We start from the raw sequence: 19040 nt of genomic DNA on the forward strand, positions 1-19040 counted from the left end.
GAGCCCACCCCCGCGAACACCCCCGCATCCTCGTCCAAGAGCTCCAAGAAGGCCGCCCCCAAGGACACCAAGGGCTCCGGCCCTAAGGCCCCTGCAGCGCCGAAGAACACCGCAGGCCCGAAGAATAAGGCCCAACACAGCGAGCCACAGCCCATCGCTGAGAAGGCCCGTAAAACAGCCACCGATCCCAATACCAAGATTGCGCAGGCTCGCGAGGCCGACAAGGAGAAGAAGCGTCAGGCAGCTCAATCGCCTCTGACCAAGATTCAGGACAGCCCCGAGGCCGGCAACTTCCCCATGAAGGGTGCTGCCAAGGCCGTGGCAAAGAACATGGACATCTCTCTCGAGCTGCCGACCGCCACCTCGGTGCGCGATATGCCGGCTCGGTTGATGTTCGAAAACCGCTCGGTTATTAACAATCACCTCAAGCGTACTGTGGGCGGCAAGATCTCCTTCACCCACATCATCGGCTACGCCATGGTGAAGGCAATCATGGCGCACCCCGATATGAATAACTCCTACGAGGTCATTGACGGCAAGCCGAACTTGGTGGTGCCGGAGCACATTAACCTCGGTCTCGCCATCGATATGGTGGGCAAGGGCGGCGAGCGTTCCCTCGTGGTCGCCAAGATCGCCGAATGTGAAACCCTCGACTTCAAGCAGTTCGTCGAGGCCTACGAAGATGTGGTCGAGCGCGGCCGCACCGGCAAGTTGAAGATGCCGGACTTCCAAGGCATCACCTGCTCGCTTACCAACCCGGGTGGCATCGGTACCCGCCACTCTGTGCCCCGCCTCACCAAGGGCCAAGGCCTCATCGTAGGCGTGGGTTCCATGGACTACCCCGCCGAGTTCGCTGGCGCCTCCGAGGATCGCCTCGCCGAGCTGGGTGTGGGCAAGCTCGTGACCATTACTTCCACCTATGATCACCGCGTGATCCAGGGCGCCGAGTCCGGCGAGTTCCTGCGCACCATGTCCCAGCTGCTGGTGGATGACACCTTCTGGGATGAGATCTTCACCTGCATGTCCGTGCCCTATGCGCCGATTCGTTGGCGCCAGGATCAGCCCAACACCGGCATGGACAAGAACACCCGCGTGATGCAGCTGATCGAGGCCTACCGCTCCCGCGGCCACCTCATCGCCGATGTGAATCCGCTCAACTGGCATCAGCCCGGCATGCCGATTCCGGATCACTCCGATCTGCAGCTGGAGACCCACGGATTGACCCTGTGGGATCTGGACCGCACCTTCCACGTGGGTGGCTTCGACCAGCGCGAAACCATGACCCTGCGCGAGGTCGTCACCAAGCTGCGCGCCGCCTACACCCTGAAGGTGGGCTCCGAGTACAACCACATCTTGGATAATGACGAGCGCACCTGGCTGCAGGACCGCCTCGAGGCGGGCATGCCCAAGCCCACCGTCGCCCAGCAAAAGTACATTCTGCAAAAGCTTAACGCCGCCGAGGCTTTCGAGAACTTCCTGCAAACCAAGTACGTGGGCCAAAAGCGCTTCTCCCTCGAGGGCGCCGAGTCCCTCATCCCGTTGATGGATGCCGCCATCGATACTGCCGCCGGCCAGGGCCTGGACGAGGTCGTTATCGGCATGCCTCACCGCGGCCGTTTGAATGTGCTAGCCAATATCGTCGGCAAGCCGCTGAGCCAGCTCTTCAAGGAGTTCGAGGGCAACGCTGACCCGGCAGCTGCCGGTGGTTCCGGCGACGTGAAGTACCACCTCGGCGCCGAGGGCAAGCACATCCAGATGTTTGGCGACGGCGAGATCAAGGTGACGCTCACCGCTAACCCCTCACACCTCGAGGCCGTTAACCCAGTCATGGAGGGCATCGCCCGCGCGAAGCAGGACATCTTGGACAAGGGCGAAGCCGGCTTCTCCGTCATGCCGCTGCTGCTGCACGGCGACGCCTCCTTCGCAGGCTTGGGGGTGGTGCAGGAGACCCTGAACCTGGCCCAGCTGCGCGGCTACACCGTGGGCGGCACCGTCCACATCGTGGTGAATAATCAGATCGGCTTCACCACCACCCCGGATTCCGGCCGTTCCAGCCACTACGCCACCGATCTGGCCAAGGCCTATGGCTGCCCGATCTTCCACGTCAATGGCGACGACCCGGAGGCTGTGTACTGGGTCGGCCAGCTGGCCACCGAGTACCGCCGTCGCTACGGCAAGGATGTCTTCATCGACCTCATCTGCTACCGCCGTCGCGGCCACAACGAGGCCGATGATCCCTCGATGACCCAGCCGAAGATGTACGACCTGATTGACGGCCGCGAGACCGTCCGCGCCCGCTACACCCAGGACCTGATTGGTCGTGGCGATCTGAACAAGGATGACGCCGAGGCTGCCGCCCGCGACTTCCACGATCAGATGGAGTCGGTGTTCAACGAGGTCAAGGAAGCCAAGAAGCGCGACGCCTCCGGCCAGGAGGGCATCACCTCCTCCCAGGAGCTGCCGCATGGTTTGGACACCTCCATTACCCGCGAGGAGCTCGTGGAGATGGGCCAGGCCTATGTCAATGTTCCCGAGGGCTTCGAGATCCACAAGCGCGTCAAGCCGGTGGCCAAGAAGCGTGCCCAGTCCGTCAAGGAAGGCGGCATCGACTGGGGTTGGGGCGAGCTGCTCGCCTTCGGCTCCTTGGCCATCGGTGCGGAACGCACCGTGCGTCTCGCCGGCGAGGATTCCCGCCGCGGTACCTTCACCCAGCGCCACGCCGTGATGTTCGATCCGAACACCGCCATGGAGTACAACCCGATCGATCACATCGCTCGCGAAGGCGGCGAGGGCAAGTTCATGGTGTACAACTCGGCTCTGACCGAGTTCGCCGGCATGGGCTTCGAGTACGGCTACTCCGTGGGCAACTTGGATGCCGTGGTGGCATGGGAAGCACAGTTCGGTGACTTCGCCAATGGCGCCCAGACCATCATCGACCAGTACCTCTCCTCGGGTGAGGCGAAGTGGGGCCAGCTGTCCAAGCTGATCCTGCTGCTGCCCCACGGCTACGAGGGCCAGGGCCCAGACCACTCCTCCGCCCGCATCGAGCGCTTCTTGCAGCTGTGCGCCGAAGGCACCATGACCGTGGCCCAGCCGACCACCCCGGCAAACCACTTCCACCTCATCCGCCGCCACGCCCTGAGCGACCTGCACCGCCCGCTCGTGGTCTTCACCCCGAAGTCCATGCTGCGCAACAAGGCCGCCGTGTCTGCCGTGGAGGACTTCACCGAGGTGAGCAAGTTCCAGTCGGTGATCAATGACCCGAACCAATTCGATCGCAACGGCGAGCAGCTGGGCGATCCCGAGAAGGTCAAGACGATCCTGCTGTGCTCCGGCAAGGTCTACTACGACTTGGAGAAGCGCCGCGCCGACGACGGCCGCGACGATGTGGCTATCGTCCGCTTGGAGATGCTGCACCCGATCCCGCACAACCGCCTCAACGATGCCTTCGAGTGCTACCCGAACGCCGAAGAGGTGCGCTTCGTGCAGGACGAGCCGGCCAACCAGGGCCCCTGGCCCTTCCTGGCCCTGCACCTGCCGGACCTGCTGCCGGATATGCCGAAGCTGCGCCGCGTATCTCGCCGCGCCCAGGCCTCTACCTCCACCGGTATGGCCAAGGTGCACCAGTTCGAGCAGAAGCAGCTTATTAACGAGGCCTTCGCCGACTAGACGCCTGCAGGCTGAGCCCACATAACGAGCGGGCTCAGCACAGTGCTACTACGCATCAGCCCCAAGACCGAGATCACTCGGTTCCTGGGGCTGATGCGTTCTCTGCGTTGTTGCTGCTGCGGCGTAGCTTTTAGTCCGCGCCATTGGAAAGGACTCGGTTGGAGGACAAGAAGGTGGAGTAGACCTCATCTTGATCCTCGCCGCTATTGAGCTCCTCAGCGATCTCCTTCAAGGAGGCCTCGGAGATCGCGCCATTGACCACGTTGAGCTTGTCCCATTCCTTACGGTTGAGCAGCGGGCGCTGGTAGAGCACGATAAAGTTCTGCGGAAGTTTCAGATCTTCACTCTCTGCGCAGCCATGAGTCGGCGAAAAGTTCGAGTTGTGCACGGTGCGCGGCAGCGAACCCAAGAGGCTATCGAGCACCGTCTCGGAGAAATCAATATCGGTCGGCGTGATCTCACCGGCATCAATCTTTGCGGTGTAGTCCTGTGATAGTTCCTTGGCGCGGGCGGGATTAAGTGCTTCGAGGGCCGTTCCAAGGCACACCACCACGATATCGGCGTGGTTGGTTTCCACGGCTTGGATCCGCTCGGCCGTGCCGATGTCATACTCGAAGTCCACGAAGGTTTGCCGGCCACGAGAGGCAAGCGCCCGCGAGTACAGCTCACCCATGATCACTTGTTCTTGATCGGAAGAATCCACCATCACCTGCACGGGCGACACCTCTACCTCATTGACCTGGCGGTAGGGCTCGGCGACGCAACCACTGCTCACCGCCCCCACCACACCGAGGGCGCATACAGTGCGCACGGTCGCTGGGGCGCTGGGGTGGAACTGCCGAGACATCGTGGTGGTCATGGTGCAAGCAGGCCAATCTAGCTAGGCAAATAGGACTGACGGTGGGCCAAGCGTGGATCACGTCGCATGCAGCGCACACGCGCGGCCACACCACCGCTGATTCTAGCGCAGCTACCCATAGAGCCCGTGCCGCCACGGAATTGCTGATATCGCCTCGAGCGACGGTACACTTGCCTGCGGTCCACACCACAGTGCTGGGCGTGTACGTCAAGGAGGTTCTCGCATGGTTGATCCACTTCGTTTGCCGCGTAAGCGTGGCGAACACACTGACGCCCAGGAGCACCCTGTGGGCTCTCGGCTGCGCGTGCCCGTGGAACGGGCCGTGGATCGTTGTCGCGTGATCTACCAAGGACGCGAGCTGAACCAAGAATTCTCCTACGAGAATGCTCTGCACTACGCCACTGAGCACGAAGACTGCTACGTCCTTCTGGAGCTCTCAGAACCTGATGAGCAGCAGATGGAGCACATTGCCGCGATCTACGGGGTGGATGAGCTGATCGTGGAAGACACCGTGACCGCCCATCAGCGGCCCAAGGTGGAGCGCTACGATGATCAGCTCTTCTTTGTGCTGCGTACCGTGGTGTATCAGGAGCATGAGCGCGTGCGTGACGCCAAGGAGATCATCCAAACCGGTGAACTCCAGATGATTCTGGGCCCGAACTTCATCATCGCTATCCGGCACGGAGTGCTCACTGGGCTGAAGCGCTGGCGCCGCGAGCTGAACGAGTGGTCCGAGCAGCTCGAGCTGGGCCCTGTGGCATTAGCGTGGCGGCTCTCTGACCTCGTGGTGAACGAATATGTGCGCATCGCCGGCGAGCTCACTACGGATGTGGACGAGATCGAGGAAGAAGTCTTCACCCCGAACTCCCCCATCGATATTTCCCAGATCTACATGCTCAAGCGTGAGATTTTAGAGATGAGGCACTCGGTCGATCCGCTCAGCACCGCGCTGCGTATTCTCACTCAGAACCACAAAGATGTGCTGACTAAGCCACTGCGCTCCTACTTCCGTGACGTGCTGGATAACCAGCTCATTGCAGCCGACTCCATCGCCTCTCTCGATGAGCGACTGACCGCCTTGATCGATGCTGCCGTGGCGAAGGTGACCATGCAGCAAAACTCGGATATGCGTAAGATTTCCGCGCTCGTCGGCATGGCCGCACTGCCCACCATGATCGCCGGCGTGTACGGCATGAACTTCGATCACATGCCGGAACTGCACTACGAATACGGCTACTACGTGGTGCTCGGCGTCATGATTGCCGCGGTGGTTCTCATGTGGTGGGTGCTAAAGAAAAACCACTGGCTCTAACCTCAGCGCCTTGGGGCGCAGGCTAGAGCCAGTGGCTCTCATCGTGTTTCATGCACGGCTTTAGCTTCGCGGAAACTCCGAGTTATCCGACGGCTCGTCCCACGACTGTTCCCGCTGCGGTTGCGGCTGCGCCGGTTGCTGCGGCTGCTGCTCCTCACGGGGTGCGGACCAGCCGCCCTGGGGTTGTTGCGGCTGTTGCGGGTTCTGCGGCGCAGGCTGTTGCTGCACAAGCTGCTGGTTCCAAGCCCCGCGATCGTTAGTGCGCGGTTGAACGATCTGGCCGCGGGCAATCGAGTCACGGGCTTGGCGAGCGGTGTGCGGCTCGCACAGAATGTCATAGCGCCCGGCCACAATCTGGGTGCTCGACGCGAAATCGCGTTTCCCCTTCGAAGCGGCATAGGGCACGCTCACGGACACGAGCCCGAAAATCACACCGAGAATCGCGCCCGTCAGCAGCGGCACCAGCCAATTCTCATAAAACAGCCCGAAGAGCAGCCCAAAAAACAGGCCCGCCCACGCGCCGGATACTGCCCCGCCTAAGAGCACCTTGCCCCAGGTTAAGCGACCTTGAACGCGTTCGACTTCCATAAGATCAACACCCACGATGGTGAGGTCCTTTACCGGAAACTCCTGATCAGAGAGCATATCTACGGCGGCCTGCGCCTGTTCATAGCTCTCGAAACTTGCAACCGGCCACCCTTCCGGGCGCTTCTTCATCGCCATCGCCTTCACGTTGTTCGCGGGGGATGTCATAGCAGTATCTACCAACTTCTTTGCATCTACGGGCAGCGCAGCGCCGCCTAGGAATCATTCAGAGCTCGCTTAAGCCGCACCACGAGGGCTGGCTCATTTTCGGGCCTTCACTAGCCCTAACGCCCGAAGCCTGCGGAAGGTTCCCGAACAATACGTTCCACTACCTCGTCCGTGAGGTTTCCCATGCGTAGTACGCTTATCGACGCCCACCTCGCGCCACCTCCCCTCGTGCCGCAGGTGAACACCCAGCTTGTGCGAGCCCCAGCAGCAGTAGCAGGATCTGTGCAGCTGACCGTTACAATATCTAGTTATGAATGCAGTGACGAGAGTGTATGCCGGCCGACTGGCCGGAATGGTGGTGCGTAGCCCCGACGCCGAACCCATTGGTCGTGTCCGCGACGTTGTCGTGATGATGCACGGGCTCGAACGTGACTCTCGCGTACTCGGCCTGATCGTGGCGCTTCCCTCCAAGCGCCGCATCTTCTTGCCGATGCTGCGCGTAGCCACCATCGAGCCCCAAGAGATCGTCCTTGCCTCAGGGCAGGTGTCGATGCGCTCCTATCAGCCGCGCGAGGGCGAGACGACTATCTCCCAGGACATTATCGGTGCCAAGGTGCACGTGGATGATCCTGAGCTGGAGAATATCCATGGCAAAGCCGTGGAGGTCGCCGATGTGGAACTGACCCGCACCCGCACCCGCGACTGGGTGATCTCCAAGATCGCGGTGAGCGCCAATAAATCCACCTTTGGCCGGCGCCCTACTCTCTATGTCACCCCGTGGAAGTATGTGCATGGTCTGGGAGAAACCTCCACCAGCCACGAGCAGGAAACCGCCAAGCTGCGCTCCCAATTCGAGGAGATGCGCCCGGCCGACGCGGCACCGCTGTTCTACAACCTCAGCGCCTCCCAGCGTCGTGCCGTCACCAGCGGCCTCAACGATGAGCAATTGGCCGATATTCTCCAGGAGCTCTCGGAGGAACGCCAGGCCGAGCTGATCGAGGAGCTGGCCATCGAACGCGCCGCGGACGTGCTCGAGGAGATGGACCCAGATGACGCCGCCGACTTGTTGGAAGAGCTTCCCGACGCCACCGCCGACGTGCTGCTGGAACTGATGGATCCAGAAGACTCTGCACCTGTGCGCCGCCTCATGAGCTTCCTGCCTGATACCGTCGGTGCGCTCATGACCTCGGATCCGTTGGTGATGACCCCGCAGCGCACTGTCGCCGAGGCGCTCGCGATGGCTCGCAACCCAGATCTGCCGACCTCGCTGTCCTCTATGGTGTTCGTGGTGCGCCCTCCCACAGCGACCCCTACCGGCACCTACCTAGGATGTTTGCACTTGCAAAAGCTGCTGCGCGAACCTCCTTCTGAGCTCATCGGCGGCTTGCTCGACCCAGATCTCCCGCCGCTCTACGCTGATGACCTGCAGGAAACTGCGGCCCGGTATTTCGCCACCTATAACTTGGTGTGTGGTCCTGTGTTGGACGATGACGGCCACCTCCTCGGCGCCGTCGCCGTCGATGACTTGCTCGACCACATGCTGCCCGAGGACTGGCGCGAGACCGGTATCCGCCCCGCCCAGTCCGATACCACCACGCCCCTACAGGAGGCCTAGCTGATGAGCGATTACCGCAATAGCCTCGATACTCCCATGGCCACGCGGCGCCGTGGCCTCCGCATCAATGCGGACGCTGTTGGCGCCATGGCGGAAAGGGTTGCCCGTTTCTTCGGAACTGGCGAGTATTTGTTCTGGCAGACCATCTTCGTGATCACGTGGATCGCGTTGAACCTCGGCGCGTGGAAGTGGCAGTGGGACCCCTACCCCTTCATCCTGTTGAACCTGGCATTCTCCACGCAGGCCGCCTACGCGGCGCCGCTGATTCTGTTGGCCCAAAACCGGCAGGAGGACCGCGACCGCGTCTCCTTGAGCGAGGATCGTCGCCGCGCCGCCCAAACTAAGGCCGATACGGAGTTCCTCGCCCGCGAGCTGGCGTCGGTACGCCTCGCGCTGGGTGATAGCGTTACTCGTGATTATCTGCGCCGCGAGATGGAAGATCTGTCCGGTTTGCTTGAGCGCATCGAGGCGAAGCTGGATGATGAGTCCGCGGCACGCATCGCCCGTGAACACGGCGATCACCAGTCCTCCGAGTTCCATGAGCCCACTCAAGGCGATGTGGTAGACACCAACCGCCGCCCCCATAGCTAAAAGCCTACAGTCAGGAAAATCGCACACCCCGATGTCTCATATTGAAGAATCCCTCGTCCGCCAGGCCCTTTCTCGCGTCGAAGATCCCGAAATTGGTCGTCCCATCACGGAGCTCGACATGGTGAAGTCGGTGGAGGTCACCGGCAACGATGTGGCAGTGGTGATCTATCTGACGATCGCTGGCTGCCCCATGAAGTCCACCATCACCGAGAATGTGCGCGCCGCTATCGAGGAGCTCGACGGCGTGGGCGAGGTCTCGGTCAGCACGGATGTGATGAGCGATGAGCAGCGCCGCAATCTGCGCCTGCGGCTGCGCGGGAGCCAAGATGATCCGGTTATCCCCTTCTCACAACCCGACTCCACTACCCGCGTATTCGCCGTGGCCTCCGGCAAGGGCGGCGTGGGCAAATCGTCGATGACGGTGAATCTCGCCGCCGCCCTCGCAGCGCGTGGGCTCAGTGTGGGCATTCTCGACGCCGACATCTACGGCCATTCCATCCCGCACATGCTCGGCAGCACTGAGGCGCCCAACATGGTCGAAGACATGATCATGCCACCCCAGGCGCACGGCATTAAACACATCTCCATCGCCCACTTCACCGAGGGCAATGCTCCGGTGGTGTGGCGCGGGCCAATGCTGCACCGCGCGATCACCCAATTCCTCACCGATGTGTTTTGGGGCGATATCGACGTGCTCTTGGTGGATCTTCCGCCCGGTACCGGCGATGTGGCGATCTCGATTTCCCAGCTGCTGCCCACCGCCGAGTTGTTGATCGTCACCACCCCGCAGGCCGCCGCCGCCGAGGTGGCGGAACGCGCCGGCACCATTGCTCAACAGACGCGGCAGCGGGTGCGCGGGGTTATTGAAAACATGGGGGCCATGATCCTTCCCGACGGCAGCACTATGGACATTTTCGGCTCCGGTGGCGGCGCAACCGTGGCCGCTCGCCTCACCGAGCTTCTCGGAACCCAGGTGCCGCTATTGGGATCGGTGCCTCTTGACCCCGCGCTGCGGGAACAGGGCGATACGGGCACCCCGATCGCCGTGCATGATCCCAGCAGCCCTTCCGGCGCGGCGGTGACCGCAATTGCCGAGCAGCTGGTGCGCCGCGAGAGCTCACTCACGGGCGTGCAGCTGGGAGTAAACCCGAGGCGCTAGCAGCTGCGTGACGCGCGCACAAACACCACCCCGCCTGCGTGGAGGATCTATTCTCTCACGAGGCGGGGTGTGGTGTTTCTTCAAGAGCAGCGCGGTCTAGGTGATGTCATCCCAGCTGAAGTTGCGGTTCTGCGGCCCGCTGGGCGGCATCTGCTGTACCGGAGGCTGGGTGGCGGAATTGGCGTCTTGGCCATGAGTATTTGGCACCACCGTGCTTCCTGAGGCGGGTGGTACCGAGTTGCGGTCCCGGTAGGCCTCGCCTTGAGTGTCGCTGGCCATGATCTTCTTCGGATCAAAGGAGTCCAGATAGGAGCCATCGCCGTCGAATAGCGCCTTGGTCAGGGCCGCTTTGGGGCCCATGGCGGTGAATTTCGACAGCTCTTGTACGGGCCGAGCCACCTCTTCGAACTCGGGTCCAATCTCCTCATTAAGAGTCTGTTTGGTGCGGTTGATGGCATCGCGGGCGGCGATGAACGCGGCACGGACGTCTTGGATGACTCCAGGCAGCCGGTCGGGGCCGACCACGATGAGCACCACTACGCAGACGACGAAAATCTCGCTCCAGCCAACGCTAGAAAACACCAGTCCCTCTTTCTTCTTCGCACCATCTCGCTACAGCAGGACACTACTTGTTTCAGATTCTAGCGCGCCACGCCGGCGCGGTATGCAGCAGGAGCAGCAGGCACACCCGCAGGAAAAAGACAGGGGCTCTAGCGCCCCTGCACGTGACGAACAGCGCGGTAGAACACCTCGACGCGATCCATCAAGCTGGGTGCACTACCGCGACTTACCTCGTCTGCGCCTGGCCCTTCCGGACAGGACATTTCAATCTGGGCAAGCTTGGCGATGAGCGAACGCGGCGCCCGCAGCCCATCATTGACCCTTTGCCGCACTGACTCAGCGGCTTGACGCTGGCGATGAACCTCATGGCGGCACAAAGGGCAGTGCACCAAATGCACCCGAGCGCGGTCGGCGGCGACAGGGCTGAGCTCGTTATCCACGTAGGCGGCAATGGCCTCGGGTCCTAGGTGCTCGACTGAGTCGAAGCTATCGGCTTCGTTGCGGTAGTCGCTGATCATCTCCGTCGTTCACCTCACCATCTCTGTGCTCGTGTGTTCCTGTGTGCTGTGCTGCAGCAGCTGCCGCAGTAGTTCCGATGCTAGCTGTGGTGCGGCACCAACAGCTTCGCGTTTTCATCATCCGCTGCGGCGGCCCGTTCCAACGAGGCTCGGAGCTGGGTCCGGCCGCGGTGAATCCTGCTGCGCACAGTTCCCATTTTTACCCCGAGGGTATCTGCAATTTCATCGTAGGACATGCCAAGTACGTCACAGAGCACGATCGCCACACGAAAATCAGGCGACAAACTATCGAGGGCCTCCTGCAAGCTGGGATCCAGATTGGCCACGTGATAGGCCTGCTCAGGGGTCAAGGCAGTGCCGGGAACACGCTCATAATCCTCGGGGAGCGATTCCATCCGGATCTTGCTGCGGTGGCGCACCATATCGAGAAACAAATTAGTGGTGATGCGGTGGAGCCACCCCTCGAAGGTGCCCGGTTGGTAGTTTTTCAGCGAGCGAAACACCCGCATGAAGGTCTCTTGGGTGAGATCCTCGGCGTCGTGCTGATTACCGGACAAACGGAAGGCGAGGCGATACACGCTGTCTGCGTGTTCCTCGACGAGCTCGGCCCACGTGGGCATCGATCCTTGTCCTGCATCGAAGGCGGCAGTGCCGTGCAGCGGTTCCTCAGACGCTGCAGCTGTAAGTGAATCTGCAGCGGCGGGCGAAGCGAGGGCAGGACGATCAGTCATGTCAGTCATTGTGCCGCATGGAGATAAGAAATAACTGAGTTCCACACAACGATCCCGTAACGCTCAGCTGGGGATGAGCTGTCAGCACAGCTACTGCCCCCTTTTATGGCACTTAAGCCACACCTGTCACAGCTTTGCTGCTGGTGGTGCGTTGTTCCCCCGCCCTGCGTAGCACCACCTTAAAATAAGGCGCGTGACTGAGACTGCATACCGTGCTTTGACTGACTACATTCGCTCTACCGCCGTCACTAGCGAGAGCCTGCAGGCCGCAACGGAGGGCGCAGCGGAATTCGGCGTTCCCACCCTCGACGCGATCAGCGGATCCGTATTAACTCTGCTGGGCTCTCAAGCTGCCCGTGGCGCCGAACCAAGCGCAATTGCTGTCACCCCCGCCGCCGCAGTGGTGGGCCTGCACCTCTTCGAGGGCATGGGACCGGCAGGCCATCTCACCTGTATCGACCCAGAGCTCGAGCACCAGAAACTGGCGCGCCGGAGCTTCACCGAGGCTGGTATCGCAGCCTCGCGCTTCCGTTTCCTGCCCTCGCGCCCCCTCGAGGTGATGGGCCGGCTGGCCACGAACTCCTATGACATCGTCTACGGCGATGTGGCCCCGCAGGACATGCAGGCCTTTGTGGACTCCGCGTGGCCGCTGATCCGCCCCTCCGGCATGATCATCGTGGCAGCGAGCCTGCTCGATGGCACCGTGGCGGATGAGTCCCGCACAGACCGAGACACCGCCGCGGCCCGCGCCCTCGACGAACAACTGCGCGACTATCACGATGCCCTCGTCACCCGCCTCCCATTGGCCGGCGGTCTCAGCATTATCAGCAAGCGCCCCTAGGCAGCGAGGACAGCGTCGACACGCATACTCGCAAGGCCACACCATAGACGTCAGCGCCTGGGCTCTTCCTTATGGGAAAAGCTCAGGCGCTGAAACGTGTGGATCTAGCTAGACGATCTCGTTTTTACCTACGCAGACCACGCCGCCGGGGCTGACCTTGAAGCGGGACTTATCGCGCTCGTGATCGACGCCGATGAACTCGCCCTCGCTCACCTTGACGTTCTTGTCCAGAATGGCGTGGCGCACCACCGCGCCCTTGCCAATGCGGACGCCAGGCATCAGCACTGCGCCTTCAACAGTGGCGCCGTCTTCCACGATGACATTGTTCGACAGCACCGAGTTGCGCACCGTACCGCCGGAGATGATGCAGCCGGAAGAAACCATCGAGGACTGCGCTATGCCGCCTTGCACGAACTTGGCCGGCGGCAGGTTGCCGATCTCGGAGGTGTGGATGGGCCAGTGCTTGTTGTACAGGTTAAACACCGGGTGGACGCTAATGAGATCCATGTGGGCCTCGTAAAAGGCGTCCACGGTACCGACATCGCGCCAGTAGCCATGATCGCGCTCGGTGGAACCGGGCACCGCATTGGCCATGAAGTCATAGACGTGAGCGTCGCCGCGCTCCACAAAATAGGGGATGATGTCTCCGCCCATATCGTGCTCGGAGTCGTCATTGTCTTCATCATCCAGCAGGGCCTTGATGAGGGCCTTGGTGGTGAACACGTAATTACCCATGGAGGCATAGGTGACGTCCGGATCGTCCGGGGTAGCCGGCGGGTTCTCGGGCTTCTCGAGGAACTCGGTGATATTGCCGTCTTCATCGGACTGGATGCAGCCGAAGGCGGTGGCCTCGGAGCGGGGCACGCGAATACCGGCCACCGAGACGGACTTACCAGACTTGATGTGCTCCTCCACCATCTGGGAGGGGTCCATGCGATAGACGTGATCGGCGCCGAAGACGATAACGTAATCCGGTTCTTCGTCATAGATCAGGTTCAGCGACTGCAAAATGGCGTCGGCGGAACCCGTAAACCAGCGCTTACCGAGGCGCTGCTGCGCGGGCACTGGGGTGATGTACTGCTCAGCGAGACCAGAGAGCTGCCACGACTGAGAGATATGGCGGTCCAAGGAGTGCGACTTGTATTGGGTGAGCACGCAAATCTGCATGAATCCCGCGTTGACAAGATTGGACAGCACAAAATCGATGAGGCGATAGGTGCCGCCAAAGGGAACGGCTGGCTTGGCGCGGTCAGCGGTGAAGGGATACAGGCGCTTACCTTCGCCGCCAGCAAGGACAATTGCTAGAACATGTGGTTGGCGTTTCACGCCTTCCAATCTATCCCCTTTTATGTAGACGCGCCGGAAAAGTGGGTTACCCCATACACACTTCCGCCCCCTCACTCGCGAGGTCACACTACTGTGGGGATTATGCGAGTTGGAATGATGACCAAGGAGTACCCACCGGAGATTTACGGCGGCGCAGGCGTGCATGTGGCGGAGCTGACCCGCTTCATGCGCACCTTGGTGGACGTCGATGTTCACTGTATGGGTGCGCCCCGCGACGAGAAGAATGTGTATGTCCACGGAGTGGATCCCGCGCTGGAGGATGCCAACCCCGCGATCAAGACCCTCTCCACGGGGCTGCGCATGGCCACTGCCGCGAACAATGTGGATGTGGTGCACTCCCACACCTGGTACTCGGGCCTGGGCGGACACCTGGCGGCGCGTCTTTACGACATCCCCCATATCGCCACCGCGCACTCCCTCGAGCCGCACCGGCCGTGGAAGCGCGAGCAGCTCGGCGGCGGCTACGAAGTGTCCTCCTGGTCGGAGAAGAACACCATGGAATACGCCGATGCGGTGATCGCTGTGTCGGCGCAGATGAAAAACGCCATCATGGAGGCCTATCCGCGCATCGACGAGAACCGTATCCACGTGGTTCTCAACGGCATCGACCCCGAGCTGTGGCATCCCCGCCCCACCTTCGATGACAACGAGGACTCCGTGCTCCGCGAGCTCGGCGTGGACCCGAACAAGCCCATCGTCTCCTTCGTGGGCCGTATCACCCGCCAAAAGGGGGTCGAGCACCTGGTGAAGGCCGCCTCCCACTTCGACGAGGGCGTGCAGCTGGTGCTCTGCGCCGGCGCGCCGGATACTCCCGAGATCGGCGAGCGCACCGCCACCTTGGTGCGGGAGCTGCAACAGCAGCGCGACGGCGTGTTCTGGGTGCAGGAATTTTTGCCGAAGCCGAAGATTCAGGAAATCCTCACCGCCTCGGATACCTTCGTCTGCCCCTCCATCTACGAGCCGCTGGGCATTGTCAATCTCGAGGCCATGGCCTGCGGCAGCGCCGTGGTCGCCTCCGATGTGGGAGGTATCCCCGAGGTGGTCAATGACGGCGTCACCGGCAGCCTCGTGCACTACGATGCCGAGGACACCGAGGCCTTCGAGCGCGACCTGGCCGCCGCGGTCAATGAGATGGTGGCTGATCGCACTCGCGCCAAGGACATCGGCGAGAAGGGCCGCCAGCGCGCCGTCGAGCAGTTCTCCTGGGCCACCATCGCCGAGCAGACCATTGATGTCTACCGTTCTTTGATGTAACTGCTCGCACCCGCCCCCCTCCTCCCGCCCCAGCACGCCGCTGTGGGCGGGTGAGGTGTTTTTCAGGGCAGGCGGGGTGGCGTCGATAAGCGAGCGGCGGCAGCACGGGAGTCGCGACTAGGCTGGGGCCATGACCCACTACCCCACACACAGCACCCAGCTCGCGCCGGTGGAACGACACACGATTTTTCAAAACTCGCTGATGACCGCACTGCTCGATGGCATTTACGACGGCGACATGACAGTGAGTGAGCTGCTGGGGCAGGGCAATTTTGGAATTGGCACCTTCGACGCCCTCGATGGGGAGATGATCATCGTCGATGGCCAGTGCTATCAGGTGCGTGGCGACGGCACGGCCCGCCCGGCGCGCCTCGACCAGTGCTCGCCGTTCACAGTGGTGACCAACTTTGTGCCGCGCATTAGCGCCCACGCACCGAATGACATGTCGCGCAGCGACCTCGGCACCTACATCGATTCGCTCCAGCCGAGCGAAAACTACATGTATGCCGTGCGGATTAGCGGCCAGTTCCACGACGTGTCCGTGCGCACGGTCACCCGACAAGAAAAGCCCTATCGACCTATGGTGGAGGCAACGGCAGACGATACCGAGATGCATTTTACGGATGTCTCCGGTGTGATCGGCGGGTTTCGCACCCCCGTCTACGAAAAAGGTATTTCCGTTCCCGGCTGCCACGTGCACTTCATTGATGATGCGCGCAGCCACGGCGGGCATGTGCTGGATTTCCGCGTCAAGGACGCGATTATCGAGCTCTGCCCCGCAACGGAGCTGAACCTGCGGCTGCCGCTCTCCTCGGATTTCTCCCGCGCCGACCTCGCGCCGGAGAACCTCGATGAGCAGATCCACACCACGGAAGTAAAAAGTTAAGTACTATCGACGCCGCAACGCTCTACGCATTGTGAACTGGGTGTGCGCCGCAGCCAATCGGTGCCCGAACAAAGTTGTCGAAAGAAACACTAGGTACGTTATGAGCCACCGCCCCGAGTTACACGTCACCGCCGAAGAAGGCATTCTTGCGGCCCCCGCTGGGGTGCTGCTGCACGACGACGTGTGGCACGTTTTCAACCAGTACAAGCCGAGCGCCTCGGCCAGCTCCCGCTGGGGACACCAGGCCTCCCGCGCCCTGCCCTATGACTGGGAGGTATGCGATGATGTGCTCGCCACCCACGGCGACGAGGTCGAGCTGCGCGCCGGCTCGGTGATCCCCGTGGGTAAGGGCATCGACATCTTCTTTACGGCCGTCTCCGCAGACGCCACCACCATCAAGGTGGCCGAGATCGCCGACGCGGACGCCACCACCGAAACAGTGGCCGATGACATCTCGCACCTCGATAGGCATGTGGCCAATGTGCACACCGTGGTCTCGGACTGCCACGGCTACTCCCACTTCCGCTCTCCCTGCGTGGTTCCTGATTGGCGCTCCACGCAACGCGATGATCACCACGGCTGGATCATGCTCGCCGTGGCCGGTTCTTCCGACAACCCCGACATTGTGGTGTTCGAATCCGCCGATCGCCGCGACTGGAACTTCGTTGGCCCGCTGCGCTGCGTCGGCACGCCCAGCGGCGTCAGCCACTATAAGCGCATCGTGTCTCCCCGCCTGATTCGTTTGCAGGATGAGGTAGACGAAAAGATTTATGATGTTTTGCTGTTGACCGTTGAAACCGACGGCCGCGATATCTCCGGCTATCTGGTGGGCACTCTCACCGACTCCGAGTTCAGCGTGATCACCCCCTTCACCCGCCTCGACCGCGGCCATGACTTCTCGCGACCCCGCAACACCAATGTGGTGACCGGCTTCAACACGGATCCCGCGGCGCGCTACGCGTCCAGCACCATGTTCGGCCTGATGAACGGGGTGGGTCGCGGTGACGATCCCACCACCCATCTGAGCCTGCAGCAAGAAAACTGGGCCAATTGCCTCACCCTGCCGCGCCGAGTAACCCTGCAGGGCGGCATCCTCTACCAAACGCCGCGCGCTGGGCTTCCCGACGCCATCCGCGCCTCCGAGCACGCCCGCGCCTTCATTGCCCGGCTGGATGCCCAGCCGAGCGAGGATGCCGTGGTAGATATCGAGCTTCGCGATGCCACAGGCGCCGTCGGGGCGCGTGTGTCTTATTCTTCCGATGAGATCTCACTGGATCGCAGCATGAACCCGCACCACGAGGGCAGTGCCCCCGCCGTGGCGGAGCGCAGCAGTGAAGAAACCGAGGCGCTCTCCCTCATCGTGGATGGCTCCACCGTGGAAGTCTTTGCCGACGGCGGCTTGATCGCCATGGCCTCGCGAGTGTATTTCGATGGCGGCTGCCAGTCCATCACCTACACCGCCCGCCACGGCGCACGGGTGGAATCGACCATGGAGATCGAGCCGCTCTAAACCCGGCTCGCCGCCGCGGCTCGCTGCTCATCGCTTAAGGGCCCGCACCCCCTGCATACACAAAGGGGTGCGGGCCCGTTGCTGTTTTTGGGCTGTACCGGCTAGTCGCCGACGCGAGCGAAGCGGGTGATGCTGGCGCGGGCGGTGATCTCCATGCGTTTGGGCAGCCCAGCCACGCGCTCGTTGAGTACATCCGGTTCGATGTGGCGTGCCGAGGGGCTCATGCCGATCTGGGCGGCGATAGAGGGCTGATCGAGGCTCATCCGGAACTCCACCAACTGCGGCGGCTGCACCGGGACGAGATACTCCGACATCTCCTCGATCAGGCGCTCGGTACTGCCCTGCTCTACATCGAGAATGCCGAGCGGCTCCCGCAGCTCACTCAGGTGTCCAGGTTCTGCGTTGAGCATCACTACGTTCCCGCCGGGTGCGAGCACACGGGCACATTCCGCGGCATTGTGCGGGGCGAAGATCAGGGTGAGGGCGTGGATGGAGCGATCGAGCAACGGCAGGCGCTCCAAAGCATCAGCGACCACGGCGCCGACGCGCGAGTGGGCGTGGGTGAGCTTTTCCGCGGCGGGAATAGAGACGTCGATACCCACGCCACGGGAATCATCCACCGCATCCAGCGTGTGCGACAAATAGTAGCCCGTGCCGGCGCCGATCTCGCACAAGGCGGGGGCGATATCGTTGCCCACTCCCGCGTCTTCGAGGGCCTCGTGCACGCCTTGGGTCACGGCTTCCACGAATGGTGCGTAGTGCCCCTGCGACAAAAAGGTTTCGCGATCTGCCACCATCTGGGCGTCATCGCCATCATGGGCTAGCCGGCCATTCGCCGCGAGGGTGACAAAACCCTCGGCAGAGACCTCATAGCTTCGCCCTGTCGCCGACACGAGGCTGCGGTAGCCATCGTGGGACACCAGCGGGGTGCCGTCCACAGGGTCGGCGAGGAGGTCACTTACATCATCGAGCACAGCTACCGCCTATCTAGATCTTTGTTCGGTTCATGCGCCACGCGGCATTGTCGCCGCGCATGATGGTTTCCGCAGTATAAGAGTGCAGACAAGGAATCCTCCTCGCTGCACTGGGCACACAACATTTTTGCCCATGGTACAACCAGGAGGAAGAGCACCCAAACTTCACCCGTGGCCGTGCCGAGCACAAGCGCTAGGGCGACGAGGGAAGCAGGAGGCTAGGCCTCCGCGACATCAAGAAGATGGTGGCCAAGCTCGGCTGCTTCATCCTTGCTCATCTCCACCACCAAGCGGCCGCCACCGTCAGCGGGAATCCGCACCACGATTTTCCGGTTTTCTTCGACAGCTTCCAATGGTCCATTCCCCGTGCGCGGTTTTTGAGCAGCCACGATAAGCCTTCCACTATGACAAAAAATAGTTACAACTACCCATACATCCTACGCCGTGAAACGAGACCATG

At 61.9% G+C, this 19040-nt stretch carries 16 protein-coding genes and 1 pseudogene; 9 read left to right on the forward strand and 8 right to left on the reverse strand.

All coding sequences use genetic code 11. The features are described from left to right. On the forward strand, positions 1–3669 hold a 3669-nt coding region (locus GBB18_RS05835), incomplete at its 5' end, for a multifunctional oxoglutarate decarboxylase/oxoglutarate dehydrogenase thiamine pyrophosphate-binding subunit/dihydrolipoyllysine-residue succinyltransferase subunit (RefSeq protein WP_225990252.1). A 130-nt stretch (positions 3670–3799) separates the two neighbouring features. On the opposite strand, the gene GBB18_RS05840 is transcribed toward GBB18_RS05835, so the two are convergent. Then, positions 3800–4528 carry a hypothetical protein gene (locus GBB18_RS05840; protein ID WP_151641053.1) on the reverse strand — a complete coding sequence of 243 codons (729 nt, stop codon included), beginning with the start codon at positions 4526–4528 and terminating at the stop codon, positions 3800–3802. A 223-nt stretch (positions 4529–4751) separates the two neighbouring features. Here GBB18_RS05840 and GBB18_RS05845 point away from each other — a divergent pair, with 223 nt between their 5' ends. Further along, positions 4752–5840, forward strand: a complete 1089-nt coding sequence (locus GBB18_RS05845; RefSeq protein ID WP_151641054.1) for a magnesium and cobalt transport protein CorA — start codon at positions 4752–4754, stop codon at positions 5838–5840. 285 nt (positions 5841–6125) lie between these two features. Here GBB18_RS05845 and GBB18_RS05850 read toward each other — a convergent pair. Then, a pseudogene (locus GBB18_RS05850) lies at positions 6126–6593 on the reverse strand (general stress protein); the annotation flags it as partial. A 310-nt stretch (positions 6594–6903) separates the two neighbouring features. On the opposite strand from GBB18_RS05850, the gene GBB18_RS05855 reads away from it, so the two are divergent. The 3 genes from GBB18_RS05855 to GBB18_RS05865 are packed head-to-tail and all read left to right on the forward strand — an operon-like array spanning position 6904 to position 9958. After that, a complete protein-coding gene (locus GBB18_RS05855; RefSeq protein WP_151641055.1) occupies positions 6904–8208 on the forward strand; it encodes a magnesium transporter MgtE N-terminal domain-containing protein in 1305 nt (434 codons plus the stop codon). A 3-nt stretch (positions 8209–8211) separates the two neighbouring features. Further along, positions 8212–8799, forward strand: a complete 588-nt coding sequence (locus GBB18_RS05860) for a DUF1003 domain-containing protein (RefSeq protein ID WP_151529915.1) — start codon at positions 8212–8214, stop codon at positions 8797–8799. Between the two features lie 31 nt (positions 8800–8830). After that, positions 8831–9958, forward strand: coding sequence for an Mrp/NBP35 family ATP-binding protein (locus GBB18_RS05865; protein WP_151641056.1), 1128 nt, complete (start codon positions 8831–8833; stop codon positions 9956–9958). Positions 9959–10054: 96 nt separating this feature from the next. Here the strand turns inward: GBB18_RS05865 and tatB are convergent, their stop codons facing one another. The 3 genes from tatB to sigE form a co-directional block, all read right to left on the reverse strand. Further along, entirely contained in the window at positions 10055–10540 is a 486-nt protein-coding gene (gene tatB, locus GBB18_RS05870) for a Sec-independent protein translocase protein TatB (RefSeq protein ID WP_151641057.1), read from the reverse strand. A 128-nt stretch (positions 10541–10668) separates the two neighbouring features. After that, on the reverse strand, positions 10669–11037 hold the full coding sequence (locus tag GBB18_RS05875; RefSeq protein ID WP_151549102.1) for an anti-sigma factor: 369 nt from the start codon (positions 11035–11037) through the stop codon (positions 10669–10671). An 80-nt stretch (positions 11038–11117) separates the two neighbouring features. Then, a complete protein-coding gene (sigE, locus tag GBB18_RS05880) occupies positions 11118–11768 on the reverse strand; it encodes an RNA polymerase sigma factor SigE (RefSeq protein ID WP_151549103.1) in 651 nt (216 codons plus the stop codon). A gap of 193 nt (positions 11769–11961) precedes the next feature. Between sigE and GBB18_RS05885 the strand changes: the two genes are divergently transcribed. Further along, entirely contained in the window at positions 11962–12609 is a 648-nt protein-coding gene (locus GBB18_RS05885; RefSeq protein WP_151641058.1) for an O-methyltransferase, read from the forward strand. 108 nt (positions 12610–12717) lie between these two features. Here GBB18_RS05885 and glgC read toward each other — a convergent pair whose 3' ends face one another. Continuing rightward, entirely contained in the window at positions 12718–13935 is a 1218-nt protein-coding gene (gene glgC, locus GBB18_RS05890; RefSeq protein WP_192795942.1) for a glucose-1-phosphate adenylyltransferase, read from the reverse strand. Between the two features lie 102 nt (positions 13936–14037). Here glgC and glgA point away from each other — a divergent pair, with 102 nt between their 5' ends. From glgA to GBB18_RS05905, 3 genes are all read left to right on the forward strand, one after another. Beyond that, the gene (glgA, locus tag GBB18_RS05895; protein WP_151641059.1) at positions 14038–15210 is read left to right on the forward strand and encodes a glycogen synthase; all 1173 of its coding nucleotides are present in this window, start codon (positions 14038–14040) and stop codon (positions 15208–15210) included. A gap of 130 nt (positions 15211–15340) precedes the next feature. Then, on the forward strand, positions 15341–16096 hold the full coding sequence (budA, locus tag GBB18_RS05900; RefSeq protein WP_151641060.1) for an acetolactate decarboxylase: 756 nt from the start codon (positions 15341–15343) through the stop codon (positions 16094–16096). A 100-nt stretch (positions 16097–16196) separates the two neighbouring features. After that, positions 16197–17606 carry a GH32 C-terminal domain-containing protein gene (locus GBB18_RS05905; protein ID WP_151641061.1) on the forward strand — a complete coding sequence of 470 codons (1410 nt, stop codon included), beginning with the start codon at positions 16197–16199 and terminating at the stop codon, positions 17604–17606. Between the two features lie 101 nt (positions 17607–17707). Here GBB18_RS05905 and GBB18_RS05910 read toward each other — a convergent pair whose 3' ends face one another. Both GBB18_RS05910 and GBB18_RS05915 read right to left on the reverse strand, forming a co-directional pair. Next, positions 17708–18580 carry a methyltransferase domain-containing protein gene (locus GBB18_RS05910; protein WP_151641062.1) on the reverse strand — a complete coding sequence of 291 codons (873 nt, stop codon included), beginning with the start codon at positions 18578–18580 and terminating at the stop codon, positions 17708–17710. Between the two features lie 218 nt (positions 18581–18798). Then, positions 18799–18969: a DUF3117 domain-containing protein gene (locus GBB18_RS05915; RefSeq protein WP_083878338.1), complete on the reverse strand. Its 171-nt coding sequence runs from the start codon at positions 18967–18969 to the stop codon at positions 18799–18801. Positions 18970–19040 lie beyond the last annotated feature (71 nt).

This window comes from Corynebacterium sp. 11A, from assembly GCF_008930935.1.
Lineage (GTDB): Bacteria > Actinomycetota > Actinomycetes > Mycobacteriales > Mycobacteriaceae > Corynebacterium > Corynebacterium megadyptis.

Bases quoted from the DNA above. Each gene is read 5' to 3' on its own strand.
- GBB18_RS05840 (WP_151641053.1), bottom strand. From the start codon at position 4,528: ATGACCACCACGATGTCTCGGCAGTTCCACCCCAGCGCCCCAGCGACC.
- GBB18_RS05845 (WP_151641054.1), top strand. From the start codon at position 4,752: ATGGTTGATCCACTTCGTTTGCCGCGTAAGCGTGGCGAACACACTGAC.
- GBB18_RS05855 (WP_151641055.1), top strand. From the start codon at position 6,904: ATGAATGCAGTGACGAGAGTGTATGCCGGCCGACTGGCCGGAATGGTG.
- GBB18_RS05860 (WP_151529915.1), top strand. From the start codon at position 8,212: ATGAGCGATTACCGCAATAGCCTCGATACTCCCATGGCCACGCGGCGC.
- GBB18_RS05865 (WP_151641056.1), top strand. From the start codon at position 8,831: ATGTCTCATATTGAAGAATCCCTCGTCCGCCAGGCCCTTTCTCGCGTC.
- GBB18_RS05875 (WP_151549102.1), bottom strand. From the start codon at position 11,037: ATGATCAGCGACTACCGCAACGAAGCCGATAGCTTCGACTCAGTCGAG.
- sigE (WP_151549103.1), bottom strand. From the start codon at position 11,768: ATGACTGATCGTCCTGCCCTCGCTTCGCCCGCCGCTGCAGATTCACTT.
- glgA (WP_151641059.1), top strand. From the start codon at position 14,038: ATGCGAGTTGGAATGATGACCAAGGAGTACCCACCGGAGATTTACGGC.
- budA (WP_151641060.1), top strand. From the start codon at position 15,341: ATGACCCACTACCCCACACACAGCACCCAGCTCGCGCCGGTGGAACGA.
- GBB18_RS05905 (WP_151641061.1), top strand. From the start codon at position 16,197: ATGAGCCACCGCCCCGAGTTACACGTCACCGCCGAAGAAGGCATTCTT.